The 502-nt window shown below is 35.3% G+C and carries 1 protein-coding gene; it reads right to left on the bottom strand.

Going from position 1 to position 502, the window contains the following annotated elements:
* Positions 1-502: ATP-binding cassette domain-containing protein (locus ACF91D_RS31705; RefSeq protein WP_483883405.1), on the bottom strand; the 502-nt coding region annotated here is incomplete at both ends.

Here is a 502-nt window from a genome sequence, read left to right as displayed (position 1 = left end):
CATAATTAATTTTATTGCATCATCAATGGTTTCTAATGGGCGAGCATCTGTAACCGCCGAGCGATCATTGATTAATGAAATTCTAGAACCTTTACGTACTCTTGAGGCGATGAGTATATCGTTAGGGACATTAAATTCTTCTTCACTTTGTTCTAAAACACCGTAATGATTAAATAGATTGTCCTTTTTCTCTTCTAAAATGATTTCTCCGTTTTTCATAAATACGAGTTTTGTTGCAAGCTGCTCTATGTCCTCTGATATATGGGATGAAATTAGAATGCCGTTGCCTTTCGCTACGTAATCTTCTAAAATTTCAATGACCTCTTCACGGCTAGAAACGTCCATACCTGCAGTTGCTTCGTCTAAGATAAGGACTTTACTATCGTGACTTAATGCGATTGTTAAAGCAGCTTTCATACGCATACCTCGAGAAAAAGAAGCTATTTCATTTGTAGTAGGTAATTCAAAATTTTTAATTATAGCGAAAAATTTCTCAGAATCC

The sequence above is a fragment of the Staphylococcus sp. 231237_7MaSpsaltlick genome (assembly GCF_043107035.1).
Note: the sequence above shows the minus strand (reverse complement) of the source record. Positions and strands in the feature narration are given on the sequence as shown.